At 66.9% G+C, this 21959-nt stretch carries 16 protein-coding genes; 5 read left to right on the plus strand and 11 right to left on the minus strand.

The window, feature by feature from the left end; translation table 11 throughout:
- Positions 1-32: 32 nt before the first annotated feature.
- Positions 33-5495: an ATP-binding protein gene (locus ACWGCN_RS04175; RefSeq protein ID WP_452460244.1), complete on the minus strand. Its 5463-nt coding sequence runs from the start codon at positions 5493-5495 to the stop codon at positions 33-35.
- Positions 5496-5973: 478 nt separating this feature from the next.
- On the opposite strand from ACWGCN_RS04175, the gene ACWGCN_RS04180 reads away from it, so the two are divergent.
- Positions 5974-7722 (plus strand): FAD-dependent oxidoreductase, encoded by a 1749-nt coding sequence (locus tag ACWGCN_RS04180; RefSeq protein WP_452460243.1) that lies wholly within the window; start codon positions 5974-5976, stop codon positions 7720-7722.
- A 139-nt stretch (positions 7723-7861) separates the two neighbouring features.
- A complete protein-coding gene (locus ACWGCN_RS04185) occupies positions 7862-9415 on the plus strand; it encodes an acyl-CoA carboxylase subunit beta (RefSeq protein ID WP_378630165.1) in 1554 nt (517 codons plus the stop codon).
- On the opposite strand, the gene ACWGCN_RS04190 is transcribed toward ACWGCN_RS04185, so the two are convergent.
- The 9 genes from ACWGCN_RS04190 to ACWGCN_RS04230 form a co-directional block, all read right to left on the minus strand.
- On the minus strand, positions 9416-10687 hold the full coding sequence (locus tag ACWGCN_RS04190) for a PucR family transcriptional regulator (RefSeq protein WP_452460242.1): 1272 nt from the start codon (positions 10685-10687) through the stop codon (positions 9416-9418).
- 243 nt (positions 10688-10930) lie between these two features.
- Positions 10931-11098: a hypothetical protein gene (locus ACWGCN_RS04195; RefSeq protein WP_378995084.1), complete on the minus strand. Its 168-nt coding sequence runs from the start codon at positions 11096-11098 to the stop codon at positions 10931-10933.
- 183 nt (positions 11099-11281) lie between these two features.
- Positions 11282-11947: a GNAT family N-acetyltransferase gene (locus tag ACWGCN_RS04200; protein ID WP_452460241.1), complete on the minus strand. Its 666-nt coding sequence runs from the start codon at positions 11945-11947 to the stop codon at positions 11282-11284.
- Between the two features lie 50 nt (positions 11948-11997).
- Positions 11998-12660, minus strand: a complete 663-nt coding sequence (locus ACWGCN_RS04205) for a hypothetical protein (protein WP_452460240.1) — start codon at positions 12658-12660, stop codon at positions 11998-12000.
- 111 nt (positions 12661-12771) lie between these two features.
- Positions 12772-13608 carry an alpha/beta fold hydrolase gene (locus tag ACWGCN_RS04210; protein WP_452528962.1) on the minus strand — a complete coding sequence of 279 codons (837 nt, stop codon included), beginning with the start codon at positions 13606-13608 and terminating at the stop codon, positions 12772-12774.
- A 46-nt stretch (positions 13609-13654) separates the two neighbouring features.
- On the minus strand, positions 13655-14167 hold the full coding sequence (locus ACWGCN_RS04215; RefSeq protein ID WP_378995094.1) for an anthrone oxygenase family protein: 513 nt from the start codon (positions 14165-14167) through the stop codon (positions 13655-13657).
- Positions 14168-14215: 48 nt separating this feature from the next.
- Entirely contained in the window at positions 14216-14677 is a 462-nt protein-coding gene (locus tag ACWGCN_RS04220) for a VOC family protein (RefSeq protein ID WP_452459255.1), read from the minus strand.
- 48 nt (positions 14678-14725) lie between these two features.
- A complete protein-coding gene (locus tag ACWGCN_RS04225) occupies positions 14726-16921 on the minus strand; it encodes an MMPL family transporter (protein WP_378995098.1) in 2196 nt (731 codons plus the stop codon).
- Positions 16922-17076: 155 nt separating this feature from the next.
- A complete protein-coding gene (locus ACWGCN_RS04230; RefSeq protein WP_452459257.1) occupies positions 17077-18018 on the minus strand; it encodes an alpha/beta fold hydrolase in 942 nt (313 codons plus the stop codon).
- 90 nt (positions 18019-18108) lie between these two features.
- Here ACWGCN_RS04230 and ACWGCN_RS04235 point away from each other — a divergent pair, with 90 nt between their 5' ends.
- From ACWGCN_RS04235 to ACWGCN_RS04245, 3 genes are all read left to right on the plus strand, one after another.
- Positions 18109-18957, plus strand: coding sequence for an SDR family NAD(P)-dependent oxidoreductase (locus ACWGCN_RS04235; RefSeq protein WP_378995100.1), 849 nt, complete (start codon positions 18109-18111; stop codon positions 18955-18957).
- A gap of 89 nt (positions 18958-19046) precedes the next feature.
- A complete protein-coding gene (locus tag ACWGCN_RS04240; protein WP_378995102.1) occupies positions 19047-20021 on the plus strand; it encodes an AurF N-oxygenase family protein in 975 nt (324 codons plus the stop codon).
- Between the two features lie 88 nt (positions 20022-20109).
- A complete protein-coding gene (locus ACWGCN_RS04245; protein ID WP_378630144.1) occupies positions 20110-20460 on the plus strand; it encodes a histone-like nucleoid-structuring protein Lsr2 in 351 nt (116 codons plus the stop codon).
- A 59-nt stretch (positions 20461-20519) separates the two neighbouring features.
- Here the strand turns inward: ACWGCN_RS04245 and ACWGCN_RS04250 are convergent, their stop codons facing one another.
- Positions 20520-21866 (minus strand): lipase family protein, encoded by a 1347-nt coding sequence (locus tag ACWGCN_RS04250; protein WP_452459254.1) that lies wholly within the window; start codon positions 21864-21866, stop codon positions 20520-20522.
- Positions 21867-21959 lie beyond the last annotated feature (93 nt).

The raw sequence follows: 21959 nt of genomic DNA on the forward strand, positions 1-21959 counted from the left end.
TCGGTCGAATACCGAGCCCGGTCCGCCGAGTACTACGCGGGCAGTCGCGCCTCGATCGCGTCGATGATCCGCGGACGCAGATCCGCGACGCTGACGATGGCGTCCACCGAACCGACCTCGACCGCGCGCTGAATGTTGTGCACGCGGTCGAATTCCGCGGCCACATCGCCCAGCTTCTCCGCGCGCACCGAGGACCGTGTCTCGTCGAGTTCGGCACTCAGCGTCGCGCGGTCGGTGCCGACGGCATTGGCCACCCGGCTTTCCAGCTCCCGTACGCGCAGATCGGCCGCGGTCCTGGCCTTCACCTCACCGGCGAACACCACCGCGGCGGCCGGCGCGCCGCCGAGCACCGAGGCGAACGATCCTTCGAGCGCGAGCACCGTCATGTTCGGGTTCAGCGCCTTCGAGAACACCACGAACGCACCGCCGTGGTAGCGCGAGATCACGCAGAACACGATGGGTCCGTCGAAATTCACGATGGCACGGCCGATTTCGGCGCCGTACTCGAGCTGCAGCTTGCGCATCGATTCGGGCGAGCCGTCGAAGCCGGACAGGTTCGCCAGCACCACCAGCGGCCGGTTACCGCTGGCCGCGTTGATGGCCCGTGCTGCCTTCTTCGACGAACGCGGGAACAGGGTGCCCGCGGTGTAGGTGTCGGGGCCGTCGGTGGACGGGAAGCCGCGTCGCGCCACATTGCGTGACTCGATTCCCAACAGGCACACCGGGATTCCGCCGAGGTGCGCGTCGTGCACCACCGCGGTCTCGGCGTCTGCCATCCCGGCCCAGCGCTCCAGGACCGGGTGGTCCTGGTCGGCCAGTGCCCGCATCACCGTGCGAATGTCGAAGGGCTTCTTGCGATCCGGGTTGGCGTGAGCGGAGAAGATCTCGCCGACGGTGGCGAAGCTGCTGTCCGCCAGCACATGCGGGAAGCTCGAGATGTCGCGGTCGACGGGATCGCCGGTCGCGGCCCGACGCGGCGCCTGCTCTCCCGGGGCGACGTAGGTGTGGTCGTAATGGGCCATCAGCACATCGCGGGCGGCGGACAGGTTCGGCGCCCAGTACTGCGCCTGCCCGTTCGGGCCCATCACCCGGTCGTAGCCGCCGATGCCGAAGTTGTCCTCGGCCGAGACACCGCCGGAGAAGTCCAGCGACTGCTTTCCGGTGAGCACCATGGCCGAGTCGGGCGTCATGACCAGCACACCCTTGGTGTGCATGAGCATGGTGGCCTCGGCATTCCAGTACGGCTGCGCGCCGACGTTGATGCCGGCGACCACGATATTGATCTCGCGACCGTCCTGGGTGAACTCGACGATCCGCTTGAGCGCGGCCGCCACCCAGTCCATGTTCTCGGTACCCGAGGACATCGAGATCCGCGCGCCCGAGGACAGCGCGTACCACTCGAGCGGCACCTGCAGGCTCTCGGCCAGATCCAGCGCGGCGATCACCCGGCGGCATTCCGGCTCCGAGAGCGCGCCGAGGGACTTGGTGGGGTCACCGAGCAGCAGCACTCGGGTCACGCCCTGCGGATGCTGCGCGGTCGCTGTGGTCACCACACCGGCAACGATCGCCGCGGTGTTGTGGCCCTTGGGCCGATCGACCGGCACCAGCGCATGGTTCGCGTCGAGATCGTATTCGGCGAAATCGCCCAGCAGCGACGTCAGTTCGTACGGGTACACGGTGTTGCGGGCCGCGGCGCGCAGCACCTTCTGCCGGTATTCGTCCAACGGCTCGACGGGTTCGTCGGTCCGTTCGCCGACCGTCACCTCGGATCCGCCGTCGGGACGGAACGAGATCCGCACGCCGACCTTGGTGAGCTCGCCGGTCTCGGGATCGCGCTGGCGGGCGATGAGCAGGATCTCCTCGAGCCCGGCGCCCGCGGCCGTCGGCAGCACGTGGCCGCCGATGGTCTCGAGCTCCGCGCGGGTGACATCCATGTGCGGCCAGATGTACATCACGATGCGGTTGGTGTTGAGCCGCTTGGCCGAGGGGAACCGCGACTGGGCCCGCCGGATCGAGTCGACGCAGGTGGCGATGGCACTCTCGGCGGTGGGCAGGGCGACCAACCGGCCGTCGTGATCGCGCAATGCCGCGAGGTCACGGACCTGGGCGAAGGCGATCAGGCGCTCGTCGGAGGGGTTCTCCTTGGCCACGCCGCGGAACAGGTAGACCTCTTCGTCCGAGGACGGCAACCGGGTGAGGTCGAACTTGCGCAACCGCTCCAGCTGCATCCGCTGCGCGATGTAGGGGTGCAGTCCGCGGATCAGCCGTTCCTCGGCCATCCCCGTCACCGACGGACGGAAGGTGAAGTGGTGGTGCATGACCGAACCGCCGCTGCCCGCGACGGTGGCGGTGATCCGGTGCACCTGATTCGGTACCGGGTGCGCGCCCAGCACCTCCTGTAGGGCCGCGGCCATCGCGTCGAAGTCCTCGGGCTGCGATTCCCAGCTGAGGTAGATGTCGGCGTCGATGGAGACGGCGCCGCTCGCCAGCTCGGCGAGCCCGTCCAGTGCGGCGTCGAGCTTGTCGAAGCCGACAGCGGTCGAGACCAGCGTCGAACCGTAGCGTTCGGCCACGACGAACGTGGTGTCGCCGACCTGTTCGGTGCGGACGCCGGTGAGGCCCTTGTTGCCGTAGTAACGCCGGGTCAGCACCTCGAGCATCGAGGTGTGGTCGGGCTTGTCGCGCTCGAGCCGCTGGCCGAGCAACCGCACCAGGGGTTCGGTGCTGCGCACCATTTCGGCGATCCGGGCGCCGCGATCGTCGGCGGCCGGGTTCGCGTCCAGGTAGCTCAGGTGCTTGCGGACGTTGGTGTACACGCGAGCGCGGTTGCGGCGCAGCAGCGGCTGGCCGTACCAGGCGTAGACCAGACCGCGGGCGAGATCGGCGATCACCGGGAAACGCACCTGCGTCGCCGCGACGAGACGCTCGAGCGCCAGGCCGACGGGTTCGCGCAGCACCTGGTCGGGCATCGGCTCGGTCAGCCATTCGCGCAGCAGCGCGGTGACGACGGTGACGGTGTCGGTGGGACGCTGCTGAGCGAGGAAGATCCGGAAGACCGCCGCTTCGAGGTCGGGCGTGCGGTCCAGCTCGGTGACGCCGTAGTGGCGCAGCGCCGTGCCGAGTTTGGCCTGGTACGACTCGGGGAGCCCGGCCCGCTCGACATCGAGACTCTGCAGGTAGGTGTGGAAGTACTCACGGGCGCTGTGGACGTGTCCCTGGACGTGATCGTCGTCGGCCGACCGATTGTGGCTCAGCTCGGCGAGATCGGCGAACATCTGCACCAGTTCGAGCTCTTCGGCGAGCGGGCGCAGGCTGTCGGCGACGGCTTCGCGTCGCGCCGTGAGGTAGTCGTCGAGGACGCGGCGGTCGTCGTGCGGGTCCACGTCGAAGCCGAGCAGCAGGCTGCTCAGGTCCTGCAGGCCGCGGGCCACGCGCTCGTGGGCGCGCAATGGTGTTGCCGCGCTGGGCAGATCGAGCTCGACGGTGCCGGTGGTCTCGGCCTCGGCGGCTTCGTCGTCGTCGGCGAGCGGCTCGAGCCGCAGCAGCGGCGCGCCCGCTTCGACCTGGGTGCCGACCGAGACCGCGCATTCCTTCAGCCGGGCCCGGAACGGTGCGCGCAGCACCGTTTCCATCTTCATGCTCTCCAGCACCAGCACGGGCGCTCCGGCCTCGACCTCGGCGCCGACCTCGAGCGGCGTGCCGACGACCAGCGCGGGGGCGGGCGAGCGGACGACACCGCCCTCGTCGCGGCTGATCCGGTGGGTCACGCCGTCGACGTCCACCACATGGGTGGGTCCGTGGGTGCCGGTGATCAGGCGGTAGCGGGTGCCGTTGACGACGATCTGGCCGGTGTGGTGATCGAAACGCTCCAGATCGACATCGGCGGTGCGCAATTCGCCACCGGCCTCGATGCCGACGCGGAAGCGGTGCGCGCCGATCCGGGCCACGCGCACGCGATATCCCGCGCCACGCAGCTTCAGATCCAGCGGCCGTCCGCTCTCGTGCTGTACCTGCGGACGCCCGCCGGACGCGGTCGAGAGCAGTCGATGCCGCTCGACCCGCTCGTCTTCCTCGTAGGCGTCGATCGCGGCCACCGCCAGCGCGACGGTGGAGTGCCGATGGGTCACCAGGCGGCCTTCGCCGCGTACCCGGTCGATCCAGCCGGTGTCGGCGCTGGCGTCGATGACCTCGGGCTGGTCGAGCAGGTCGAGGACGAAACTCTTGTTCGTCGCGCCGCCTTCGATGACGACGCGGGTCTGGGCCATGGCCCGGCGCAGCCGGCCGAGGGCCTCGGCGCGATCGCGGCCGTAGGCGATGATCTTGGCGATCATCGAGTCGAAGTCGGCGGGGATCGTGTCGCCCTGGCTGACGCCGGTGTCGACGCGGATGCCGGGACCCGCGGGCAGATCGAGTCGCACGATGCGGCCCGGGGCGGGCGCGAAGTCGCGGTCGGGGTCTTCGGCGTTGAGGCGGGCTTCGATGGCGTGGCCGCGCTCGACCGGCGGCTCGCCCTCGAGCTTGATGCCCGAGGCAACCCGCAGCTGCGCGTGCACCAGGTCGAAACCGGTGGTGAGCTCGGTGATCGGGTGCTCGACCTGCAGGCGGGTGTTGACCTCGAGGAAGGCGAACAGCTGGTCACCGGGGTGGTAGAGGAACTCGACGGTCGCCGCGCCGCAGTACCCGACCGCGATCGCCAGGCGCTCGGCGGAGCCCTTGAGTTCGGCGGTCTGCTCGGCGCTCAGCACGGGAGAGGAGGATTCCTCGATCACCTTCTGATTGCGTCGCTGCACCGAGCAATCGCGCACGCCCAGCGCCCACGCGGTGCCCTGACCGTCGGCGATCACCTGGACCTCGACGTGCCGGGCGCCCGTGACCAGGCGCTCCAGGAAGACGACGCCGCTGCCGAAGGCGCGGGCGGCCTCCTGCTTGGTGCGCTCGTAGGCGTCGACGAGTTCGGCCTCGTTGGTGATCACGCGGATGCCGCGCCCGCCACCGCCGGCGGTGGCCTTCAGCATCAGCGGGTAGCCGATCGCGGTGGCCGCTTCGATGGCGTCTTCGACGGTGTCGACCGCGCCCCGGCTCCACGGCGCGACCGGCACGCCGACTTCCTCGGCGATCAGCTTGGCGCCGATCTTGTCACCGAGCTTGCGCATCGCCTCGGCGCTCGGCCCGACGAAGGTGACGCCGATGTGGTCGCACAGTTCGGCGAACGCCGGATCCTCGGCGACGAAGCCCCAGCCGACCCAGGCCGCGTCGGCCTTGGTGGCCACGAGGGCATTCTCGAGGGCTTTGAGGTCGAGATACGGGCGTGCCGAGGCCGGACCGAGGTCGTAGGCCATATCGGCTTCCCGGACGAAGGTGGCGTTCCGGTCCACGTCGGTGTGCAGGGCTACGGTTTCGATCGGTAGCCCGGTTGCCGCCGCCAGATCACGGACGGCATGGATGAGGCGCATAGCGGCCTCGCCCCGATTCACGATGGCGATACGGCTGAACACTCGCCGACTCCTTCCATTTACCCAGGACATCGTCCTGCGGGTGAGATTTGCAACTCCCGGTCCGTGCGCAGTCTGCACCCCCGTGCCCCATATACAAGCACCGTGCGCGGGTTACCGGCACGTAGCCAAGGCACGAGCGGCCGCCGAGCACCATACAACCTGACGAACGCGAGCGGCCGGAGGCGCTGAGATGACCGCTGGCAGGCGTCGCGATGCCCGCTGGTTGAACAAGTATCTCCCCTGAGTGAGTGGACGGCCAAGGTCTGCGGTCCCGGACCATCCACTCACTGCGAAATCCTATCAATCATGTTGACCTACAACATATTCGAGGTGGCATCCCACCCGTCCCACCAGGTGCGGGACGTGGGCGGGCCTTCGGCTGTCATCCGTGCCATAACTACGCGCCCGAGATCGTGAGTTCTGCCAGTCGGCGCGCCGAATCAGTCGCGTCGGCACGCGGGCTTCTACCGTCGGGTCCGTGTCAGCAGACTCTCCCGGCAACGCCGCCGCCCCTTCCTACGACTACGACGTCTTGATCGTCGGATCCGGGTTCGGTGGCAGCGTCACTGCCCTGCGCCTGGTGGAAAAGGGATACACCGTGGGTGTCCTCGAAGCCGGTCGCCGGTTCGCGGACGCGGACTTCGCCGCGACCAACTGGGATCTGCGCCGGTATCTGTGGGCCCCACGGTTGGGTTGCTACGGCATCCAGCGCATTCACCGCCTGCGCGACTGCTTCATCCTGGCAGGCGCCGGGGTCGGCGGTGGTTCGCTCAACTACGCCAACACCCTGTACAAACCCGGATCGGCGTTCTTCGGCGACCGGCAGTGGGCCGATATCACCGACTGGGACGCCGAGCTCAGCCCCCATTACGACCAGGCCCGCCGCATGCTCGGCGTCGTGCGCAATCCGCACATGACTCCGGCCGACACGATCATCGAGTCGGTAGCCAACGAGATGGGAGTCGGTGACACCTTCGTGCCGACCCCGGTCGGGGTGTATTTCGGCGAACCCGGCCGGACCGCCGCCGACCCCTACTTCGGCGGCGTCGGTCCCGCGCGCACCGGCTGCATCGAGTGCGGGGAATGCATGACCGGCTGCCGTCACGGCGCCAAGAACACCCTCGTCAAGAACTACCTCGGGTTGGCGGAGCGGGCCGGCGCCGTGGTCTCGCCGATGACCACGGTGACCGCGATCCGGCCCCGACCCGACGGCAGCTGGCTGGTCGACACCGAACGCACCGGGAGCTGGATCCGCAAACACCGTGCCACCCGGTCGGCGCGACATGTCGTCCTGGCCGCGGGTACCTGGGGCACCCAGCATCTGCTGTTCCGCATGCGCGACACCGCGGTGCTTCCCGGGATCTCACCGCGACTGGGTGTGCTCACGCGCACCAACTCCGAAGCCATCCTCGGCGCCGGACGCACCGAGGTCGACCCCGCCGTCGACATCACCAAGGGCGTGGCGATCACGTCCTCGTTCCACCCCACGCCGAACACCCACGTCGAACCCGTGCGCTACGGCAAGGGGTCCAATGCCATGGGATTGCTCAACACCTATCTGGTCGACGGCGATCAGCGCCTGCCGCGATGGTCGCGGGTGCTGCTCATCGCCGGGCGACACCCGGTGCAGACCGTGCGACTGCTGCGCACCAACCGGTGGAGCGAGCGCACGCTGGTCCTGCTGGTGATGCAGAGCCTGGACAATTCGATCACCACCTACACCCGGCGCGGGGTGTTCGGCCGCCGGTTCACCAGCAAGCAGGGTTTCGGCGAACCCAACCCGTCGTGGATCCCGCCCGGGCACGAGGCGACCCGGCACGTCGCCGCGAAACTCGGTGCCACACCGGGCAGTACCTGGCCCGATGTGTTCAACGTCCCGATGACCGCGCACTTCATCGGCGGTTGCGTGATCGGTACCGATGCGAGCGACGGCGTCATCGACCCCTATCACCGGGTCCACGGCTACCCCGGTCTCAGCGTCGTCGACGGTTCGGCGATCTCGGCCAACCTCGGTGTCAATCCGTCACTGACGATCGCCGCCCAGGCCGAACGCGCGGCCGCGCTGTGGCCCAACAAGGGCGAACCGGATCCACGCCCCGCACCCGGCGATCCCTACCAGCGGATCGCCGCGGTGGCACCGAACGACCCCGTCGTGCCCGCCACCGCCACCGCCGCCCTTCGCCTGCCGATCTGGCCGGTCACCGCGTCCACCCACGAGGACCGCTGAGCTCGGTGTAGAGAATGCGATGAGATCGCCGACCGAGACTTTGTGACCTCTCCCGCCTCCCCCGCTTATCGCGCTGCCACACCGTGATTCGACTACCGTCGCGCACAGCATTTGAGTTGGTTGGAAGGTGGCAGTAAGCGTGGTAAGTACCAAGGCGAAGCTCGACGGGCTGGCCGAGATTCTGGCGATCGCCGCGGAACCAGCAGGTGAGGCCGCCGTAGCGAAGCGAGCGAAGAAGGGCGTTCCGAGCGTTCGCGAGCGGATGAACATGCTGCTCGACCCTGGGACATTCATCGAAATCGGAGCGTTGGCACGTCAGCCCGGACAGCCCGATGCCCTCTACGGCGACGGACTGGTGACCGGTCGTGGGCTGATCCATGGCCGGACAGTGATCGTGATCGCTCATGATCCGACCGTGTACGGCGGGTCGGTCGGTATCACGGCGGCGCGCAAGTTCATGCAGGCGCTCAAACTCGCGTTCGACAACGGTTGCCCGGTGGTGACGATCAACGAATCCCCCGGCGCGCGGGTGCAGGACGCGGCCGGTTCACTCGCCTCGTTCGGCGATATGACCCGGGTTCTGGAGAAGCTGTCGGGCTATGTGCCGCAGGTGTCGATCATGCTCGGCAAATGCGCGGCGGGCTCGGTCTACGGACCGATCAATACCGACGTGCTCGTCGGCACGAAGGATACCTACATGTTCGTCACCGGGCCCGACGTGATCAAGGCCGTCAACGGTGAGGACATCAGCGCCGAGGCGCTCGGCGGCGCGGAGGTGCAGGCCAAACGTGGCACCCTGCATCACGTCGCGGACAACGAGCAGGAAGCCTTCGACTGGGCCCGCAATTATCTCAGCTATATGCCGTCGAGCTGCCTCGAACAGCCGCCGGTCGTCAATCCCGGCCTGGAACCCGACATCACCGCCTACGACCTGGAACTCGAGACGATCATCCCGGATTCCGATCGTGCGGGTTACGACATGCACGACGTCCTGTTGCGCCTGTTCGACGATGGTGAATTCCATGAGATCCGGGCGGCTTTCGCCCCGAACCTGATCACCGGGTTCGCCAGGGTCGACGGCTATCCGGTCGGTGTGATCGCCAATCAGCCGCTGGTCCTCGGCGGGTCCGTCGACGCCGCGTGCTCCGACAAGGGCACCTACTTCATCCGGCTGTGCAACGCCTTCAACATCCCGCTGATCTTCGTCACCGATACTCCCGGCGTGCTGCCCGGCCTCGATCAGGAAGACGCGGGCGTGATCATCCGGGGCGGCCGGATGCCGCGCGCGATCATCGAGGCGACAGTACCGATCATCAGCCTGGTGGTGCGCAAGTCCTATGGCGGCGCCTACGGCATGATGGGCTGCCGTCAGGTCGGTGCCGACGTCAGCTTCGCCTGGCCGACCGCCCGGATCGCCGTGATCGGCGCCGAAAGTGCGGTCGACCTCGCCGCCAAACGCCAATTGGCCGCTGTCCCCGAGGAACACCGCGCCGCGGCGCGCGATTTCATGATCAACCAGTACAACGAGACCATCGCCACCCCGTGGGTCGCCGCCGAGCGCGGCTACATCGACGCGGTGATCGAGCCCTCACGCACCCGCCTCGAGATCCGGCACGCACTGCGTCTGCTGCGCGACAAGCCGCCGGTCAAGCCGGAGTTCAACCCGCGTAAGCACCCGCTCTACCCCATGTGATCAGCCCGCGCGCGAACTGGTTTCACTCGGGGGCCGATAGAGCTCTGTTGATCCGGACCCGCGGTGGGCCCGGATCAACAGAGCGGCGCGCAGATGACACAGACCGGACACGTCGTTGAGGTCGAACCCGGTCATCTGGCCGATCCTTTTCAATCGGTAGTCGACGGTGTTCGTGTGGATGAACATCATGCGCGCGGTCCGTGACCGCTGCATATTCGTGGACATGTACACCTCGAGCGTGCGTAGTAGTTCCGGATGCGCTTCGAGGGAATCGACGATGGAACTCAGATAATCGCGCGCGGGGCCCGGCCGGGTCAGCTGATATTCGAAGGCCAATTCGTGCGGGCGATATACCTTGCTCGGACCACCGAACCGATGCACGATTTCGACGAGTTCATGGACTTGCTCGGCGGCGTGCGGGATTTCGGACGGCGTCGCCGACGTCGCCACCGCACGCACCGGCACCTGCGCCGCGGCGGACAGGTGCACGATCAGCTCATCCAATTCCACCTGGGTGAATTCGTGCGCGGGCAACAGTAGCGTGCCGCCGTCCACGCTCAACAGCGACAGCACCTTCCCGTCACAGCGGTCCGCCAGTTCTGCCTGCACGCGGCGCAATTTCCGTCGCGCGACGACTTTCGCGTCCAGAGTGGGATCGAATTCCTCTGCGTGCGGCGGGAGTTCGAGTGCCATCACGTGATAGCGATCGGCGACCTCGATGCCACATTCGCGCGCCATCGTCGACGTGTTCTGGCCGCCGAGCAGCGCCGACGTGAGGGTGTGCACCGCGGTGTGGTGCTCGCTGTCCACCGATCGCAATTCGCGGACGTAGGCCACCGAGACCGCCGAGGTGATCATCTTCTGGGCGTCCATCAGCCGCCGAGCCACCCCGATCACGGTGTCGTAGTCATGATTGGTGACGTTGGTGATGACGAGATCGAAGCCCAGTTTGAAGCCCTCGTGCACGGCGTCGTGAATGGTGTCGATCGGGATTCCCTCGCGCGCCCAATCGGCGGCGGCGGCCTGTACTCGCTCGACCCGTCCCGGGATATCGCGGCCGTCGAGCATGCTCCTGGTCAGCTCGAGACAGACGCGGGTCACCGTGGTGACGTCTCCGTCGAGTGCTTCGCCGGGCAGCGTGCCGCACGGCACGACATTCTCGATGAAATGCACCACCATCTGGCGGGATATCGTCCGTACATCCTTCAAGGGGTTCGACACCGGCCGCCCCGAAACGGTCAGGAACGGCTCGATGGACGTTGCGCCAGCCATGATGAATCCTTCCCACCCAGATCACTGGGCAAGCCCCCAAACTACCGTGAACGACAATCCCCCGTCCAACCTTCACTTGTGACAAAGAGTAAGAGAAGGCTGGATCAATGATGCTTTCCGACAAAGAAACCCGCGGGCCTGCGGGTCCACAACGGTGCGGCGGTGGCGGATCCGAACCGGAGCCGCGCACATCTTCACTCCGTGAACGGTGTCGCCACCGCCGCATTTAGCCGTGTCAGTCGGTTACAGGCAGAAGCTGACCTCGAGCACCGGGAGCGGAAGGGGGACACACACTTCCACCGAACCCGAGACGGGCGCAGGCGCCGCGGCCGTGGCGGTGCCTGCGCCGATCGCACCGGCGGACAGCGCGATCGCGGCGACGGCGAGCGGACGGGAAATTCTGGAGTTCATACGGTCATCCTTATTTGCACTCTGTGAAGCATCCCAGCTTCGGGACATCTCGATCAGATCACGGCCACCACACGGACCGCTATCACCGTGCACAGGTTTTGACGTTCCAATTCCCTTTCCGCGGAATTGTCATGGATTTCCACAACAATTTCCATCGCGAACTTCTCGCGTTTCGGAGCGCCTTCAGGTATTGCGCGGTCGCCGGTCCCGAGCGGGATTCGGGATCGGTTGCGGCACTTGACGCATGAGCCATCTGCGCGGGCCGCCACCCGGAAGGTCGAGCACCCCGGTCGTCTCGAATCCGAGGCGTTCATAGAAGGACAGGTTGTGGGGATTCGTCGTTTCCAGGTGCACGGGAACGCCGTCCGCGGCAGCTCGGTACATTCCCGCCGCGATCAGCTCCCGTCCGTGTCCGTGCCCACGCGCCGCCGCGGAGACGCCCACGGCCAGCAAGTGCCAATGCTGCTCCTGCACGCCTGCCGCGTAGGTCGCGCGCGCACCGGCACTGGCACGTCCGGCATGCGAACCGTAGGTGTGGATCGATCTCAGCTGTCGACCCAGCGTCGCTCGCGGCAGGATGTGAAAGGTGGCCAGCCATACCGCGACGCCGACGATCGCGCCGGTGCTGTCGAGCGCGAGGTCGACGCCGTCGCTGCAATCGCGGGCGTCATCGAGCGAGAATCGAAACGAGCGGACGAGCCGGGTTCTGCGGCTGGATTCCTTCGGGTGCAGCCACAGGCTCGCCGGATCATTCGCCAAGGAGGTCGCCAAGAGTTCGGCGGCGACACCGAAGTCCTTCCGGTTGCCGGGGCGAATCCGCCGGGCATCTTCCTGTACCGCATCTCCCACGGGCGGAATGATAATGGCGAGCCGTCCGTCCGGCTGCTCGAGCAGGGCGATCAGACCGGAACGGCTCGGCCGCGCAGGTAGGCGATGACGTCCTCGGCGCCCGACTCGTTCGGGTCGGCGACGGATAATCGGAACTGGGTCACCGCATCGTCGAGTCGCGGTCCCGGCCCGTGTTCGGCGAGCAGAACGATGATCGCCTCCAGCACGGCAGGCCGTGGATTCGGGTCCGCCAGTAGTTCGTCCAGATAGGCGTCCGGTTCGAGCAATCGCAGTGCCCGGCGCGCGTAGGCATGGACGCGCACCGGCAAGTCGGCGCGCACGGCGTCGACGTCGGCCTGGAGTGCGGGGCGCTCCCGGTGGGCCGGATCGACGCGCAGCCACCACAACTCGGTCAGCTCCGCGCTCAGGCCGTGGTTGTCGATCACGCCGGGACCGGTGGCTTGCTCGAGCGCCGCCGGCGAGAGGTCGCGCACAGCGTCACGCCACGCGCGGTATTCCCACCAGGCGGTCGGCGTCGCGCTGAGCTCGAGACCGAATCCGAGCGCCTGCTGACCGTCTGTCCAGGTCCGCTGGACGCGGGTGCGGCGGATCGAGGCGACCCCGCCCTCGGTGACCTGGGTCCAGGATGCTTCCGTTCCGTGAAAGCCATATGGCCGCAACAGCTTTCCCGCCTCGCGGGTCAAGCGGCGTAGCGCAGAGTCCGGTCCGTCCATGAGAGCAGACTAACTTCGCGCACCGACAAGTTCGGTTCACCGAGCAACAGCGCCCGCTCCGCCGCATGTCGCAGCGGAGCGGGATTCACCCCCGGCGGTGGTTCGTTCGTACTAGGAATCGACGACGCGGGCGCCCGTCGTCGCGGTGCGCACCGCGGCGGTGACCTGATCGGGCGCCTCGACCATCACCAGGTGCCCCGCACCCTCCACGACGATCGCCCGAGACGGCGCCAACGTGCGGTTCAGCGTGGCGCCGGCGCGAGCGCACAGCACTCGATTGCGGCTGCCCCAGACCGTGGTGATGGACGGAAAGCCGGGGGGCGGCACGAACTCGTCCAGTTCGCCGAGCCGCGGGATCTCCCGGGAGATCGCGGCGGTGACCATCAGCCGGCGGGGTTCGGTCCAGCTCTCGCGTAGGTGCGCGACGATGTCCGCCGCGTGCGGCGCCTTCTCCGAGCCCAGCTGTTCCGCCACGATCAGTCCCGCCAGCAGGCCGGGAATGCGCACACGGGCAAGCAGTGCGTCGATGTGCACGCGCCGACCCAGTCGCGCCGCCCACGCGGTGCGGGTCGGCCGCAGAGTGGCCGGGGTCAGCGGGCTGCTCAGCACCAGTGACCGCACCCGGTCGGGATTGCGCTGTGTGTAGAGCAGCGACAGCGCACTGCCGAAACAGTGGCCGACCAGCGTCACATCGCGCAGATCCTGCTCCTCGAAGAACGCGGTGACCATGGCCAGATAGTTCTCGACGGTGTATCCGCTGTCGGGAGCGTCGGAATCGCCGTAGCCGATGAGGTCGATCGCGAAGACCCGATGCGTCTGCCGCAGGGCGTCGAATTGCGCACGCCAGATGTGACGATCGCCGCCGAGGTTGTGCAGGAAGACGATCGGGGGCCCCGCACCCGCCTCGTCATAGGCGATCGAAGTTCCGCGAAAGTCGAAATACCGCATCCCCGGGCTTCCTTCCGGTGGCAGCCACGTGACCACGCCGTCGTGGTCAACCCACGGTAGCCCCGACCCCCTCGTCCGCACGGCGAAACTCTCGCTTCTGCTCCTCGGCACGCCACACCACCAGGGCGATGATCAGCGCGAACGCGACCAGTGCTGTCCCGGTCCGCAGGAAGTGGAACAGATCCCACCGCGCGAGGATGTCGGCGTAGTCGGCGGGCGCGCCGTCGACAGCCCAGGCGTTGATCTTGTGGTTGATCGGCACGTTGCCGAGCCGGGTGATGAGGAACGATCCGACGACGAGCAGCGCGGCCGCCGCGGCGAGCGCCCGGTCCCTGCCCGTCTGCACGACGGCCAGGACGAGGCAGCTCAGCGCGGCGGCGGCCATGGTGAGCTGCATGCTGATGCTGTTGTTCTGCATGAGCTCGGTGTGGAATTCCAGGCGCATCTGCAGCGGGACCCGATGAAAAGTCGGGACCAGATTCGCGGCACCGTAGCCGAACGCACCGGCGAGAAGACCGGTGGTGAGCAGGGCCAGTGCGCGTATCGGAGCGTGTTTCATGAGGTCGAAGTTAGCCGCCCGCCTCTAACTCTGACAAGACTGTCAAATTTAATCGAGGCAGAACTCGTTGCCTTCGGGGTCGGTCATCACGATCCACCCGGCACTCATCGGCGGCTCGGGCTCGAAGCGCTCGCCCCGCTGCGCACCCAGCGCGACCAGTCGCGCGCACTCGGTCTCCAACGCCGCCATCCGCTCGTCCCCCTGCAACCCGGGCGCCGCCCGCACATCGAGGTGAACCCGGTTCTTCGCGGCCTTGCCCTCGGGTACCCGCTGGAAGAACACCCGCGGACCGTGACCCGCTGGATCCTCGATCGCCGATTTCGAGTTCCGCTCCTGCGCCGGAACCCCGATCCGTGCGAGGAACTGATCCCACACCACGAGCGGGTCCACCCCGGCGGGCACCTCGACGCCCGGCGGCCCCGGATGCACGTATCCCAGCGCATCCCGCCAGAAGGTCGACAGCGCGGCCGGATCGTGCGCGTCGAAGGTGATCTGAATATGGCGGCTCATCAGTACTCCGTTCATGGCAACCGAACACACGGCGTGACAGATCTCCGGTCACCGTATGTCAGAGGTCCGACAATCTGCCGCTGTCGTTGCCGAGGACGGTGATTCGCCCAGTCCGAATCTGGCGTGGACGGCCTTCATCCAGGTGGGAGCCCACCAGCAGTCGTCGCCGAGCAGTTTCATCGTCGCGGGGACCAGGAGCATGCGCAGCACGGTGGCGTCGATGATGAGCGCGGCGATCATGCCGTAAGCGACGTATTGCATGAGGACGAGGTCGGAGAAGGCGAAGGCGCCGGTGACGACGAGCAGGATCAGGGCGGCGGCGGTGATGATGCGGCCGGTGTGGGCGGTGCCGATGCGAACAGCCTCCGTCGTGGAGGCACCCGCGGCCCGCGCTTCGACCATCCGCGAGAGCAGGAAGACCTCGTAGTCGGTGGACAGGCCGTAGATGATGGCGATGATCATCACCAGCATGTTGGCCTGGATGGGTTGCGGGGTGAAGTTCAGCAGACTCGCGCCATGACCGTCGATGAAGATCACGGTGAGGATGCCCAGCGTCGAGCCGAGGCCGAGCGCGCTCATGAGGGCGGCCTTGATCGGCAGGACCAGCGAACCGAAGGTCAGGAACATCAGCAAGGTGGTGACGAACAGGACGAGGGCGATCATCCATGGGATGCGCTCGAGCAGCGCGTCGATGCTGTCCTTCTGGATGGTGGGGACACCGCCGACGAGCATCTGGACCCCGTCGGGAAGTTCGATGCCGCGCAGGTACTCGATGGTGTCACCGGCCGCATCGGAGTCTGTGAGCGTCGTTGTGGTGCGGTAGACATCGGACTGCACCGGCGAACGCGACGGCAGTTCGAACTTCGCCGCCAGCCCGGGTGCCCGGTTGGCCAGTTTCAGGGCCGCACCGATCGCGACGCTGTCGTCGGAGACGAAGATCAGGTCGATCGGATCCGATCGGCGGCCGGGGAAGGTCGCGTCGATCTGCTCCTGCGCGACGCGAGTGCTGTTGTCCGGCGGTAGATATCGTTCGCTGAAGCCACCGAAGGCGAGGTTGCGGGCGGGCAGAATCAGCAGCACCAACACCACGCACAGCACACCCGCGACCTTCACCGGATGCCGCATCACCCACTGGGTGCTCCGACCCCAGAAACCGTTCTCCACCTCGTGCGCGGACTTCGTTCGCCGCAGCCGTCTGCTGCCCCACAGATCTACGCGCGCACCGAGGATCGCGAGCATCGCGGGCAGCAAGGTGATCGCGGTGAGCGCCGCCAGCGACACAGTCGCGATGGCGCCGTAGGCGATGGATTTCAGGAACCCCTGCGGGAACAAGAGCATGCCGCCCGCGCTGGCGATGATCATCGTCGCGGAGTACACCACGGTGCGCCCCGCCGTCGTCATCGTGCGCCGCACCGCCGACGCGGTGTCGTAGCCTTCGGCGAGTTCCTCACGGAAGCGACTCACGATGAACAGCCCGTAGTCGATGGCCAATCCGGCGCCGATCATCGACACCACCGGCGCGACGAAAGAGTTCACCTCGGTGACGTAGGTGAAGGTGCGCACGATCCCGCTCGCACCCGCCATCGTCAACCCACCCACGATCAACGGCAGCGCGGCCGCGACCACACCGCCGAAGATGAAGAACAGCAGCAGGGCGACCACCGGGAAGGCGAGGACTTCCATCCGCCGAATGTCGTCGGACAGGGTGTCGTTGAGTGTTCCCGCCACCGGCTGCAGGCCGCCCACCTGCACATCGACACCGGGAATCGTGAAGGCGTCCTTCACCTTTCTGGTGTTGCGCAGCATCTCGGTGTCGTTGTCGCCGACGATGGCCACGGCGGCGACCGCACGGGTGCGGTCAGGGGTCGCGAACAGCGAACCACTCGCCCGGCCCGTTTCCGTCGGCCAGTAGGCCCCGTTGACGCCGGAGATCGCGCCGGGATACGCACGAGGCAGGCTGTTGAGGTTGTCGACGATCTTGCGGCTGAACTCGGGATCGTCGACGGTCCGGCCGGGCGGCGCGGTGTAGAGCACCACCACATCGAGGTCGTGGTTGCGACCGAAGGCACTGTCCGCCAAGCGCCCTGCCAGCGCGGATTCCGAGCCGGGATCGTCCATGCCGCCCGAGCTCAGCTCATCGTGCAATCCCAGGCCGTACCCGCCGAGCGCCAGCAATGCGGCCACGACGACGCCGAGTACCGCGAACCGGAATCGATGGACCAGATCGCCCCAGCGCGCGAACACTAGCTCGCCGTCCGTTCATCGGCTCCGAGCGCAATCTCCAAGAGGCCGCGTCCTTTCCCGTGGTTCGCCTGATCTGCCTCCCATCAAAAGTACCGCCACTTCGCGGTTTTCCACCGAACGACTACGCGAGCAGGCTCACCGCGAGATTTCCTGACCTACGACCGCGCGCGCTGATCGACGCCGACCTCCCGTAGCGCGGCGATCAGGAAGTCGTTGACCGCGTCGGTTCGCTCGAGGTGGACGAGGTGGCCCGCCCCCGGAAGTTCCACGACCGCGCGAAGGTCGGTGACATTGGCACGGAGCGTGGCGAGGGGGTCACGACCGCTGAAGCCCTCCATGTCGGGATCGTTCTCGCCGTAGAGGAAGTACGTCGGGACCTCGATCCGGGCGTCGGCGAAAGGCTCGGAGAGCTCCCAGTTGCGATCCAGGTTGCGGTACCAGTTCAAGCCTCCGGTGAAACCGGTCCGTTCGAATTCGGTGGCGAGGGTGTCGAATTCGTCCTCGGTGAGCCAGGCCCACGGCAGCGCGGGCGCCTGGGGCAGCACATCCAGGTAACCCAGACCCGGCGGGTTCTTCCAGGTGTCGAGATAGTGGTAGTCGCCGGAGAGGGAGAAGTAGACGCGGGACAGGAATTCCCGCGGCCGTGCGGCGAGTTCGACATCGGCGACGCCGGGTTGCTGGAAATAGGACAGGTGCAGGAAGTGACGCTGGGCGGCCTTGGTCCAGAACGCCGACGGCGGGCGCGGCGGGCGCGGCGAGTACGGATTGTTCAGCACCACAACGGCTTCGACCCGCTCGGGAGCGCGGAGCGACAGTTCCCACACCAGTTGGGCACCGAAATCGAGGCCGACGAACACGGCCTTCTCGGCGCCGATGTCGTCGAGGAGCGCCAGGAGGTCGCCGATCACGGCCGCATTGGTATAGGCGGCGACATCAGCGGGCGCCTCGGTTCGGCCGTACCCGCGCAGGTCGGGCGCGATGGCCCGGTATCCCGCCTCGGCCACGGCGTCGATCTGCCGGTGCCAGATGAACCCGGTGTGCGGAAAGCCGTGACAGAACACGACCGGGTAGCCCTGCCCCTGCTCGGTGACATGCATCCGGATTCCGCCCGTGTCGAGGAATCTCTGCTCCACTACCGCCTCCAATTTCTAGAACGTGTTCTGATTTGACGGTAGTGTCCGGAGGTCATGAGCGGAACACCCAAGATTCTGGCCGGGCGCGTCGCGGTCGTCACCGGGGCAAGTCGTGGCATCGGCAAAGGCATCGCCCTCGAACTGGGCGCGGCAGGCGCGACCGTGTACGTCACCGGGCGCACCACCGAGCCGGGCAGACTGCCCGGCACCGTGCAGGAGACCGCCGCGATGGTCACCGAGTTCGGCGGGCACGGTGTCGCGGCGGTCTGCGATCACCGCGACGACGATGCGGTCGAAAAGCTGTTCGCCCGGGTCCGCGAGGAACAGGGCCGTCTCGACGTGCTGGTCAACAACGTCTACAACTCCCCCGCCGCCGCCCGCTGGCTGGGCCGCAAGTTCTGGGACGTGCCGCCCAAGGCTTGGGACGAGACCTTCGAAATCGGCGTGCGATCGCACTACGTGGCCAGCGTTTTCGCCGCGCCACTGTTGATCGAGTCGGCCGGGCTCATCGTCAATGTCTCCTCCCCCGGCGCGCGGCGGTACATGCACAATGCCGTCTACGGCGTCGGCAAGACCGCGCTGGATCGCCTCACCGCCGACCTCGCCCACGATCTGAACGGCACCGGTGCGACCGCCGTCTCGATCTGGCCGGGAATCGTGGATACCGAACTGCTGCAACTGGTCCCGGCCGACGAACACGGTCACCGCCGGGTGACGCTGCCCGGCGAGGGCTCCTTCGATCTCGATGCCGCCGAGACCCCGCGGTTCCCCGGGCGCGCCGTGGTGGCACTGGCCGCCGACCCGGGCCGGTCGACTCGCTCCGGGAAGTCATGGAAAGTCGCCGACCTCGCCGAGGACTACGGATTCACCGACGTCGACGGACGCATCCCGCGCGCCGACTGACTCCCCCTAGAATTACCTGCGACAGTGCGTTACATTTACATTGAGGATCAGCCGCTCGATGGCTGTCCAGGTGACAACGGAGAGAAACAATGACGTTCTCGAAAACCGCGGCTGCCGAGTACGCCGAAACCCTGCACACACTGTCGGAAGGGTCGGTCCATCGCCGGTTCGACCCCTACCTCGACATCGACTGGGACGCACCGGAACTCGCGATCGATCGCGACGATCCTCGCTGGGAGCTCTCCGGCGAGCTCGACCCGCTCGGCGCCACGAGCTGGTATCAGAACCTGCCGCTGGAGCGCCGGATCGAGATAGGGCGGTGGCGACAAGCCAACGCGGCCAAGGTCGGGCTGGCATTCGAATCCATCCTGATCCGCGGGATGATGCAGTACGCCATGACCTTGCCCAACGGCTCTCCCGAATTCCGGTACTGCCTCCACGAGATGACCGAGGAGTGCAACCACATCCAGATGTTCCAGGAGCTGGTCAATCGCATCGGCGACGATGTGCCGGGCATGCGGCCGATGTTCCGGGTGATGTCACCGTTCATCGGTGTCGCGGGCGGCTACTTCTGGGCCATTCTGTTCATCGGCATCCTCGGCGGTGAGGAGCCGATCGATCACTATCAGAAGGCGCTGATCCGCTCCGACAAAGAGACCCAGCCCGCCCTCCTGCGGATCATGCAGATCCATATCGCCGAGGAGGCGCGCCACATCTCGTTCGCCAACGAGTTCCTGCGCACCCACATCGCCCGCATGGGCCCGGTGCGCACCGCGGTCTGTGCGGTGGCGTTCCCGATCGCGATGCGCTGGCTGGCCGACGAACTGGTCAAGCCGTCGAAATCCTTCGCCACCAAGTTCGACATCCCCGACGAGGTATTCGACGACGCGTTCTGGCGCAGCCCCACCTCCCGTCAGATCCTCAGCGGATTCTTCGGCGACATCCGAACGCTGGTCGACGAACTCGGCATGATGAACCCGGTGACCCGACAGCTGTGGAAGCTACTGAAAGTCGACGGCGGCTACACCCGCTACCGCGGTGAGCCGCAACGCCGGGCGAGCTGATCGCCACTGATGCCGAGCGAATAACCCGCGTCGTCGTCAACTAAGATCAACGACGGTAATTCTCGGCACCCGAACGAACAGGACTCCCATGGCGCGCAAAGTCGTTGTCACACTTGTCGATGATTTCGATGGCACGTCCGCTGCCGATGCGACTGTCACATTCGGAATCGATGGGGCGGCCTACGAAATCGACCTGTCGGATGCCAACGCGGCACAGTTGCGTGAGGTGTTCGAACAGTGGGTTCCGTACGCGCGTCGCACCGGCCGCGCGAAGGCAGGCGCCGCACGTCGTCTCGGCGCGGCACCGGCGGCAGAATCCACCCGTCGCAACGATCTCACCGAGATCCGGGCGTGGGCTTCGCAGAACGGACACACGGTGTCCAGCCGCGGCAGGATCTCGGCGGACGTCATCTCGGCCTATGAGCAGGCCTCGGCGTAAAGTTTCGGTTCGTCGACAGCACGGCGCGCATTCCCTCCGCGCGCCGTGCTGTTTTCGTTTCAGTTGGGCAGCGGGATATCGGCTTTGAATCGCTCGCCCGGCGGGAGACCGCGCAGCACCGCACTGGTCCAGGCGACCGCGGGCGGCCAGCCCGCGACGGCATTGACGATGTGTTCCGGCAGCGGCATCGTGTAGAACCGCAGATCCGCGCCCCGGTTCCAGTAGTCGTGCACCGTCGGTAGTACCGCCGACGTCGGGATCAGTTCGTCCCAGATTCCGTGCCACCAGAAGATCGGGCTGTCCGGAATATGGTGTCCCAGACTCTGGTCCGCGAGAACCTCCATCACCCCCGGTGCCGTTTCGAGTGACTTCCCCGGCTGGAAATAGGCACTGATCGGCCGGTACGCGCCGGCAGCGGCGATCGTGTAAACGCAACGACTGCGCATATCCGCCACGATCGCCTGCCCTTCCGGGGTCAGCAATTCCTTCGCGTCGAACTGATCGGGAAATTCCCGCGACAACGCGGCGAACCCGAGCCACATCGTGAAATTACCGGCGCCGGTAAGGCCCGGCCGCTGGGCGATCGCGTACTGGGCCTGGGCTCGCAGATCGGCGGGGAATCCACCCACCGCGGTGCCGAGCAACCGCACATCGGGGGCGTAGCTCTCGCGGAGTTCAGCCGCCCGGATCGAACCGGAGCCGCCGCCGGAGTACCCGTAGAGCGCGATCCCGGAGTCCGTCAGGCCCAATGCCGAGTTCTTCATGGCGCGCAGGCTGTCGAGCACCATTTTGCCTTCGTCGTAGGTGTTGAAGGTGTTGAACTTGCCGTCGAAGTCGGCGACATTGATCGCGAACCCCTGTGCGAGCCAATACACCGCCAGCGCAGCCTCTTTCATCGTGCCTGTCTGCAATGTGTAGGACGGGTTGCACGACGAATCGGTCGCGTCGATGGCTTCCTGGAAGGACACCACCGGCCGCGGACTGCCCGACCACGGGATACCGGGAACGATCACCGAGGTCGCGGTCGCGATCGGGTTGTCGTGCACGTCGTTGCTCCGGAACAGCAGCTGTTCGGTATGCACCGGGAAGGGTAGGCCGAGCAGGCGTGTCTGCACCGTTCGGGAACGGATGATCTGTCCGGGCGCATAGGAATCGAGGTCCGCCGGGTCGTCGTACCAGGGATCCTCGGCGGGCACCGGGATCGGCAGCATGTCGTAGAGCTGGGGTTCGGCGGGCAGCTGCGGGAGCTGGTTCTGATCCGGCGGGAAACTCGGATACGGGTCACCGGCGGCGGTGCCGACGCTCGATATCGCCAGGCACACCGCCGCCAAGGGCACCGCCGCCCACCTCGTTCCGAGCCTGCGTCCCCACCCCGGGCGAACGGTGGCTGCCGCGCTGCGCTGCATGGCGTCTCCTCTGTCTAGGTGACGCTGATTACAGCACGGTGACTTGTTTCTAACAAGACTTCTTGTTCACATGTTCACCACTCGCCGTTGACA

Source organism: Nocardia sp. NPDC055050 (assembly GCF_053608345.1).

What these genes read in the sequence shown, in the direction of transcription:
- ACWGCN_RS04235 (WP_378995100.1), top strand. Translation starts at nt 18,109, where the DNA reads ATGAGCGGAACACCCAAGATTCTGGCCGGGCGCGTCGCGGTCGTCACC.
- ACWGCN_RS04240 (WP_378995102.1), top strand. Translation starts at nt 19,047, where the DNA reads ATGACGTTCTCGAAAACCGCGGCTGCCGAGTACGCCGAAACCCTGCAC.
- ACWGCN_RS04195 (WP_378995084.1), bottom strand. Translation starts at nt 11,098, where the DNA reads ATGAACTCCAGAATTTCCCGTCCGCTCGCCGTCGCCGCGATCGCGCTG.
- ACWGCN_RS04250 (WP_452459254.1), bottom strand. Translation starts at nt 21,866, where the DNA reads ATGCAGCGCAGCGCGGCAGCCACCGTTCGCCCGGGGTGGGGACGCAGG.
- ACWGCN_RS04245 (WP_378630144.1), top strand. Translation starts at nt 20,110, where the DNA reads ATGGCGCGCAAAGTCGTTGTCACACTTGTCGATGATTTCGATGGCACG.
- ACWGCN_RS04190 (WP_452460242.1), bottom strand. Translation starts at nt 10,687, where the DNA reads ATGGCTGGCGCAACGTCCATCGAGCCGTTCCTGACCGTTTCGGGGCGG.
- ACWGCN_RS04215 (WP_378995094.1), bottom strand. Translation starts at nt 14,167, where the DNA reads ATGAAACACGCTCCGATACGCGCACTGGCCCTGCTCACCACCGGTCTT.
- ACWGCN_RS04230 (WP_452459257.1), bottom strand. Translation starts at nt 18,018, where the DNA reads ATGCATGTCACCGAGCAGGGGCAGGGCTACCCGGTCGTGTTCTGTCAC.
- ACWGCN_RS04220 (WP_452459255.1), bottom strand. Translation starts at nt 14,677, where the DNA reads ATGAGCCGCCATATTCAGATCACCTTCGACGCGCACGATCCGGCCGCG.
- ACWGCN_RS04205 (WP_452460240.1), bottom strand. Translation starts at nt 12,660, where the DNA reads ATGGACGGACCGGACTCTGCGCTACGCCGCTTGACCCGCGAGGCGGGA.
- ACWGCN_RS04210 (WP_452528962.1), bottom strand. Translation starts at nt 13,608, where the DNA reads ATGCGGTATTTCGACTTTCGCGGAACTTCGATCGCCTATGACGAGGCG.